Source organism: Nocardioides sp., assembly GCF_030150155.1.
Lineage (GTDB): Bacteria > Actinomycetota > Actinomycetes > Propionibacteriales > Nocardioidaceae > Nocardioides.
In genome coordinates, this window is record NZ_JASLGR010000054.1 from 67,016 (window position 1) to 74,007 (window position 6,992).

Annotated in this window: 7 protein-coding genes; 4 read left to right on the forward strand and 3 right to left on the reverse strand. The window is 70.5% G+C overall.

Translation table 11 applies throughout. The features are described 5' to 3' along the window. The first annotated feature begins 45 nt into the window (after positions 1 to 45). Genes Q1V88_RS16995 through Q1V88_RS17005 form a run of 3 tightly spaced genes read left to right on the forward strand, consistent with a single transcriptional unit; the run spans position 46 to position 2,772 of the window. Positions 46 to 1,281: an SPFH domain-containing protein gene (locus Q1V88_RS16995; RefSeq protein ID WP_300682537.1), complete on the forward strand. Its 1,236-nt coding sequence runs from the start codon at positions 46 to 48 to the stop codon at positions 1,279 to 1,281. Between the two features lie 10 nt (positions 1,282 to 1,291). Further along, a complete protein-coding gene (locus Q1V88_RS17000) occupies positions 1,292 to 2,482 on the forward strand; it encodes a TFIIB-type zinc ribbon-containing protein (protein WP_300682539.1) in 1,191 nt (396 codons plus the stop codon). Further along, entirely contained in the window at positions 2,479 to 2,772 is a 294-nt protein-coding gene (locus tag Q1V88_RS17005; protein WP_300682540.1) for a hypothetical protein, read from the forward strand. The genes Q1V88_RS17000 and Q1V88_RS17005 overlap by 4 nt, the downstream gene beginning before the upstream one ends. 60 nt (positions 2,773 to 2,832) lie before the next feature. Here the strand turns inward: Q1V88_RS17005 and Q1V88_RS17010 are convergent, their stop codons facing one another. The 3 genes from Q1V88_RS17010 to Q1V88_RS17020 form a co-directional block, all read right to left on the reverse strand. Next, complete coding sequence (locus tag Q1V88_RS17010; RefSeq protein WP_366914100.1) at positions 2,833 to 3,303, reverse strand: tRNA (cytidine(34)-2'-O)-methyltransferase; 471 nt, start codon at positions 3,301 to 3,303, stop codon at positions 2,833 to 2,835. A gap of 46 nt (positions 3,304 to 3,349) precedes the next feature. Continuing rightward, the gene (gene mgtA / locus Q1V88_RS17015; protein WP_300682542.1) at positions 3,350 to 5,989 is read right to left on the reverse strand and encodes a magnesium-translocating P-type ATPase; all 2,640 of its coding nucleotides are present in this window, start codon (positions 5,987 to 5,989) and stop codon (positions 3,350 to 3,352) included. A 117-nt stretch (positions 5,990 to 6,106) separates the two neighbouring features. Next, complete coding sequence (locus tag Q1V88_RS17020; protein ID WP_300682544.1) at positions 6,107 to 6,514, reverse strand: DUF5709 domain-containing protein; 408 nt, start codon at positions 6,512 to 6,514, stop codon at positions 6,107 to 6,109. A 140-nt stretch (positions 6,515 to 6,654) separates the two neighbouring features. Here Q1V88_RS17020 and Q1V88_RS17025 point away from each other — a divergent pair. After that, the coding region (locus tag Q1V88_RS17025; protein WP_300682545.1) for a collagen-like protein at positions 6,655 to 6,992 on the forward strand (338 nt) is incomplete at its 3' end.

Genomic DNA, 6,992 nt, shown 5'->3' on the forward strand with positions numbered 1-6,992 from the left:
TAAGGTCGGGGGCAACCACCCACTCGGAGACGGAAGGCCATCGACATGGGGCTCATTCAGGCGGCGATCGGTGCACTCGGCGGCACCCTGGCAGACCAGTGGAAGGACTTCTTCACCGTCCCCGAGGGTCTCTCCCCGACCGCGGCGCTGTTCGCCGCGGCTCCGCAGGGCACCAACGCCGGGCGGGGCTCGAACACCAAGGCGTCCGACGGCGTCATCACCAACGGCTCGAAGATCATCGTGCCGGAGGGCTACGGCCTGGTGCTGATGGAGGACGGCGGCATCACCGGCTTCGCCGCCGAGGCGGGCGCCTACGAGTGGAAGTCCGACGCCGGTGACTCCGAGTCGATCTTCGCCGGCAACGGCATCGTGTCCCCCTTGATCAAGAACTCCTGGGAGCGGTTCAAGTTCGGCGGCCGACCGTCCTCGCAGCAGCGCGCCTACTTCGTCACCCTCAAGGAGCTGCCGAACAACCGGTTCGGCACGCAGTCGGAGATCTACTGGGACGACGCGTACATGAACGCCCAGGTCGGGGCGATCACGCGCAGCACGTACACGATGAAGATCATCGACCCGATCCTGTTCGTGAAGTCCTTCGTCCCGGCCGCCTACCTGGAGCCGGGCGCCGTCTTCGACTTCACCGACATCGACAACGACGCCGCCTCCCAGCTCTTCAACGAAGTGGTCGGCTCGCTGGCGCCGGCGTTCTCGATGTACACCAACGACCCCGCCAAGGGGAACCGGATCACCAAGATCCAGCAGGACTCCGTCGGCTTCGCGCAGAGCCTCTCGGCCGCCGTCGAGACGAACTACGCCTGGAGCACCGGGCGCGGCCTGCAGATCGTCTCGGTCGCCCTGGTCGCCATCGAGTACGACCAGAACACCCGCGAGCTGCTGCGCAACGTGCAGCGTGCCGACGCGCTCTCGGGCGCGCGCGGCAACTCGAACCTGCAGGCCTCGGTGGCCGCCGGCTACGAGGCCGCCGGCCAGAACGCCGGTGCGGGCGGCCTGATCGGGATGGGCATGGCCGCCGGTGCCGGTGGCCTGAGCGGCCTCCAGCAGCCGGTCCCCGGGGTCGGCGCCCAGTCGACCGGCGTCCAGCCGGCGGCTCCCGCTGCCCCTGCCGCGGCGGCTCCGGCCGCTGCCGCGCCGGCCGCTCCGGCTGCGCCCGCCGCTGAGGACCCGATGGCCCAGCTCACCAAGGCCAAGGAGATGCTCGACGCCGGCCTGATCACGCAGGCCGACTACGACGCCGTCAAGGCCAAGGCCCTCGGCCTGTGACCACGGCTCGATGACGGAGGAGCAGAGCGCGACGCCGCTCCCCGACCCGGTGATCGACACCTCCACCGGGACGCGGGACGGCGTCGACCGCTGCCCGAAGTGCGGTTCGACCGAGATCCAGCTCCGAGTCTCGACCGGCAGGCTGATCTGCCTCTTCTGCCGTCACGAGTGGAGCGAGGAGCAGATCGAGGAGCGGGTCGCCGGCGACGTACCGCTGGATCAGCTCACCGGCACCACGGTCGCCTCCGGCGCGACCGACATCACCGACGACGCCGACACCGTGACCCTCAAGTGCCAGGGCTGCGGCGCCGAGGTGGTGGTCGCCCTGGCCACAGCGACGTCGACGCGCTGCCACTGGTGCCGGCACGTGCTCAGCCTCAACGAACAGGTGCCCAACGGGGTCGTCCCCGATGCGGTGCTGCCCTTCAGCATCACCCAGGCCGACGCGGTGGCGCGGATCAAGAAGTTCGCCGGGTCACGCCGGATGTTCGCAGAGCGCCGGTTCGTTCGGGAGTTCACCCCGGAGAACGTGCTCGGCGTCTATCTGCCCTACCTCGTGGTCGACGGGAACGTCTCCGCCGACGTCCAGGGGGTCGGAGAGATCCAGACCCGGCGCTACACCCGCAAGCAGGGCGAGTCGACCGTGACCTACTACGACGCCGACATCTACCGCGTCGCCCGGCACGTCGACTTCACCGTCGACGACCTGACCCTGGAGTCTTCGGCCGACCGGGCGAACCTCAACACCAGGGTGAACACGAACAACATCATCAACACGATCCTGCCGTTCGACACGAAGAACGCGGTGGAGTGGAACGCGCACTACCTGGTGGGCTACACCTCGGAGCGACGCGACCGCGACGTGTCGGCGATGGAGCCGATGTTCGAGGATCACCTGCTCTCCATCGCGCGCTCCCAGGTGGAGTCCTCGATCGGTCGCTACGACCGCGGGGTGCGCTGGGAGGGCGAGGCGGTCACCGTGCACGGCAGCCGCTGGGTGGCGATGTACCTGCCGGTCTGGCTCTACTCCTACTACCACGGCAGCGGGGAGTCGGCGATGGTCCACTACATCGCGGTCAACGGCCGCACCGGCGAGACGATGGGCAGCGTGCCGGTCTCCCACGGCCGGCTTCTGCTGGCAGCCCTGACCACCGGCACGGTGCTCGAGGGCATCGTCCTGGCCCTGCTGGCGGCGCGATGAGCATCCTCGCACTCGCGACCGACTACTACTCGTCCTCGTCGTCCTCGGACTCCGGTCCGCTGTGGCTGCTCGCGCTCGGCCCTGCCGGTGCGGGCGGGGTCTACTGGGCGTTGTGGGCCTACTACCGCAACACCGGCAAATCCCATGACTTCGAGCACGAGACCCTGATCAAGGCCCAGCCGGTGAAGGGCGAGGACCAGCGGGTCGACACCGTCCGCGGCACCCGCCGCAGCTCGATCGACGGCGACAACTCCTCAACGCCCCGCGAGCGGGTGCGCCGCCTCTCCTGACTCTGCCTTGTGAGTGTCTGGACGGTCCAGGGACCGTCCAGACACTCACAAGGCGAAGCCTCACTGGGCGCCCGGGAACCCCTGCTGGCGCCAGGCCTCGTAGGCCACCACAGCGGCGGAGTTGGACAGGTTGAGCGAACGGCGCCCGGGAACCATCGGGATCTTGATCCGGTCACTCACCCGCGGGTGGTGAAGGACCTCCTGGCTGAGCCCGGTGGGCTCCGGCCCGAAGAGCAGGACGTCGCCCGGCTCGAACGCGACGTCGACGAACCACCGGGTGGCATGGGCGGTGAAGGCGAAGACCCGCGACCCGGCCAGCTCCTCGCTGTTCAGCGCGGCATCGAGACCAGCGTGCACCCGGACCGAGGCCAGGTCGTGATAGTCGAGGCCCGCCCGCTTGAGCTTGGGCTCGGACAGGTCGAACCCGAGCGGCTCGATCAGGTGCAGGGTGTTGCCCGTGACGGCCGACATCCGGATCGCGTTTCCGGTGTTGGGTGGGATCCTGGGCTCGAGGAACATCACGTGAAACACGCTCCAACCTAGCCGCACCACCGGACCGCGACCGCATCGGCCAGCCTCAGCGGCCGTGCTCCAGCGCTGCCTGGTGGAGCCGCCGCCGCGCCAGGGTGGCGCGGTGGTCGGCCGGCGCCACGGGCCAGGCCGGCTGCTCCCCCTGGCCGGCGCGATAGAACCACCGCTTGGTGAGCTCGGCGGCGACGACGTACGCGACGGTGACGCCGACCAGGCTGAGCACCACCCGCGCGGGCAGCGCGTCCAGGCCCAGCGGATCGGCCAGCGGGCCGACGTACGGGAGGGCGAAGACGACCACCCCGACAGCGATCGAGGTGAGGGTCAGGGCGCGGCCGGGGCGACTGCGCAGCGCCATCCGCCGGGTCCGCAGCACGAACAGCACCGCGATCTCGGTCAGCGTCGACCCGACGAACCAGGCCGAGCGGAACAGCGTCGAGTCCGCGTCGAAGACCTGGAGCAGCAGCGCGAAGGTGACCAGGTCGAACGCCGAGCTGAGCAGGCCGAAGGTGACCATGAAGCGACCGACCTGCCGCACGTCCCACCGACCGGGCGTGCGCACCTGCTCGGGATCCACGTGATCGCCGGCGATGGTGACGCTGGGCAGGTCGCTGAGGAAGTTGAGCAGCAGGATCTGGCGCGGCAGCAGTGGCAGGAAGGGCAGGAACGCCGAGGCGATCGCCATGCTCGCGGTGTTGCCGAAGTTGGCGCTGATCGTGGTGTAGACGTACTTCAGTGTGTTGGCGAAGGTCGCGCGCCCCAGCCGGACCCCCTCCGCCACGACCGAGAGGTCCTTGTCGAGCAGCACCAGCGCCGCAGCGCTCTTGGCGACGTCGACCGCGGTGTCGACCGAGATCCCGACGTCGGCGAGATGGAGTGAGCCGGCGTCGTTGATCCCGTCCCCGAGATAGCCGACCACCGCCCCGCTGGAGCGTACGGCGGCGATGACCCGCTCCTTGTGGGTCGGGCTGAGCTCGGCGAAGATCCTGACGCGCAGCACCCGGTCGATCAACGCGTCCTGATCGAGGCCGTCGATCTCGGCACCGGTGAGCACCTCGGTGTGGGCGAAGCCGACTGCCTCGGCGACGTGCCGGGCGGCGTACCGGTTGTCACCGGTGACCATGCAGACGGTGACACCGAGGTCGGCGAGCTCGGCCATCGTGCCCGCGACCGACTCCTTCGGCGGGTCCATGAAGCCGAGGATCCCGGCCAGGCACAGCCCTCCCTCGTCGGTAGCGGTGAGGGTGGTCGCTCCCGGCATCGGTCGGGTGGCGACGGCCAGCACCCGGTAGCCCTGCGAGGAGAGCTCCTGGAACTGAGCGTCCAGGGCCGAACGGTACGCCTCCAAGGGCTCCTCCCCGTCAGCGGTGGCCACCGTGGTGCACACGGCGAGCACCCGGTCGAAGGCTCCCTTGCTGATCAGGAGCGTCTCGGTACCGGTCTCGACCAGCACCGCGAGCCGCTTGCGATCGAAGTCGAAGGGAAGCTCCCCGATCGCCCGCCAGCCGGCAGGGACCGGATGGGCGGCGAGCACCGCCGCGTCGAGCGGGTTGCTGTAGCCGGTCTGGAGCCCCGCATTGGCGGCTGCGAGCTCGCTGACGCGGTCGCTAGGCCCACCCGCCGGGTCCAGAGCCAGGCCGAGGCTGAGACTGCCGAGGGTGAGGGTCCCGGTCTTGTCGGTGCACAGCACGTCCATGCTGCCCAGGTCCTCGATCGACTCCAGCCGGCGCACGATCACCTGGGCTCGCGCCAGCCTGCGCGCCCCCGCCGACAGGCTGACCGAGACGATCGCGGGCAGCATCTGCGGGGTGACACCGATGGCCAGGGCGAGGGAGAAGAGGACCGCCTCGATCATCGAGCGGCCGAGCACCACGTTGAGCAGCAGGATGGCCACCGTCAGCACCAGCGTCACCCGCGTGAGCAGGTAGCCGAACCGGGTCATGCCGGTCTCGAAGCCGGTCGGCGGCGCCGACTGGGTGAGGCTGCGCGACATCCCGCCGAGCAGGGTGCGCTCACCGGTGGCGACCACGACGGCGACGCCCTTGCCGCTGACCACGTGACTGCCCTGGAACAGCGCACTGTGCCGGTCGGCCAGGGCGGCATCGGCCGCAGCCGGATCGGGATGCTTGTGCCGCGGGTAGCTCTCGCCGGTCAGGGCCGCCTCGTCGACCTGCAGCGCCTCGGCGCTCAGCACCCGGCAGTCGCTGGGCACCAGGTCCCCGGCGGCCAGCACGAGCACGTCACCCGGGACGATCTCCTCCGGCGGCACCGAGAGCACCTGACCGTCGCGGCGGACCTCGACCCGCACCTCGACCTGGGCCAGCAGCCGAGCCACCGTGGCGGAGGCGCCATGCTCCTGCCAGAAGCCGAGCAGCCCGCTGAAGACGATGATGACCAGGATGATGGAGGCGTCCAAGGTGTCGCCGAGCAGCAGGGCCAGCAACGTCGCCCCGATCAGGATCACCACGATCGGCTCGGTGAACTGCCGCAGCAGCTCCCGCCACACCCCACTGCGGCGAGCGTTACCGAGTCGGTTGGGACCGTACTCCCCCAGCCGGTCGGCCGCCTCGCTCGCGCTCAGCCCGTCGGTGGTGCACCGCAGTCCCTGCAGTACGTCGTCGCCCGACGTCGCCCAGAACGCCTGGTCCTCGCTCGTGACCGCCCCAGCCGACACCTGCGCGCTGCCCATGCTCACCCTCCGTGACACCCCGAGTGCTCCTGGGGCGTCCGGCGGGGCGCTCCGTCGGCATCCTAGGAGGGGCGCGTCGCGGTGCGCAGGGCGGGACGGGCCCGGCGATGCGGGGCCCTAGGGCTCCTCGGGGATCTCGTGCATCGCGGCCTCCTCGGCACTGGCCGCACCGCCGTCGATCCCGACGTCGTAGGCGAAGCCGTCGGGTTCGCCCTCGACCTGCTCCAGCCGGCCGCTGCGCCGGTCGCCGACCTCGCCGTCGTCGAGCGACGTCTCCTCGCCGTCATCGCCGTCATCGCTGTCCTCGCCGTAGGCGAGCGAGGCCACCGGGTCGGGCTCCTCCTGTCGCAACCACTCGTCGATGCCCTCGCCCTCACCGTCGGACTCCCCCTGGGTCGGGTCGAGGTAGCGCTCGGGCGGTGAGTAGCCCTCGTCGAGGAGGTCGTCGACGCCGCGATCCTCCAGGGTGTCCTCGGCCGAGAGCTGGTCGCCGTCGAGCGGTCCGTCGTTGGTCTCACTGGTCATAGTCGAGTTCTACTCCGCCACGCGGCGCAATCCCAGGGGCTCGCGCACACCCCGCCGGAACGGGCCCGCGGCCCGCCAGGACGCCCACCAGTACCAAAGCGTTTTAGGTATGTCGCCCCACCTCCCGTACGCTCGGCGCCGTGTCGACGACCTCCCTGCGCCGTACGGCGGCCCTCTCGCTGTCCACCATCGCCCTGACCGGCATCGTCACCACCGGGCTCTCACAGCCCGCCGAGGCCTCACCGCGGCGGGTGATCAGCGCCTGCTTCAGCGTCGAGACCGGCAAGCTCCGGATCGTCTCCTCGATCACGAAGTGCCGCGCCTCGGAGGACCACATCCGCTGGGTCCGCGGCGGCAAGGCGAGCACGAGGGCCCGCGGCCCGAAGGGCGCCACCGGGGCCAAGGGCGCCCAAGGTGCCACCGGCGCCGTCGGCGCACGCGGCGCGATCGGTCCGGCCGGCCCGGTCGGGGCCACCGG

What these genes read in the sequence shown, in the direction of transcription:
- Q1V88_RS16995 (WP_300682537.1), top strand. Translation starts at nt 46, where the DNA reads ATGGGGCTCATTCAGGCGGCGATCGGTGCACTCGGCGGCACCCTGGCA.
- Q1V88_RS17000 (WP_300682539.1), top strand. Translation starts at nt 1,292, where the DNA reads ATGACGGAGGAGCAGAGCGCGACGCCGCTCCCCGACCCGGTGATCGAC.
- Q1V88_RS17005 (WP_300682540.1), top strand. Translation starts at nt 2,479, where the DNA reads ATGAGCATCCTCGCACTCGCGACCGACTACTACTCGTCCTCGTCGTCC.
- mgtA (WP_300682542.1), bottom strand. Translation starts at nt 5,989, where the DNA reads ATGGGCAGCGCGCAGGTGTCGGCTGGGGCGGTCACGAGCGAGGACCAG.
- Q1V88_RS17020 (WP_300682544.1), bottom strand. Translation starts at nt 6,514, where the DNA reads ATGACCAGTGAGACCAACGACGGACCGCTCGACGGCGACCAGCTCTCG.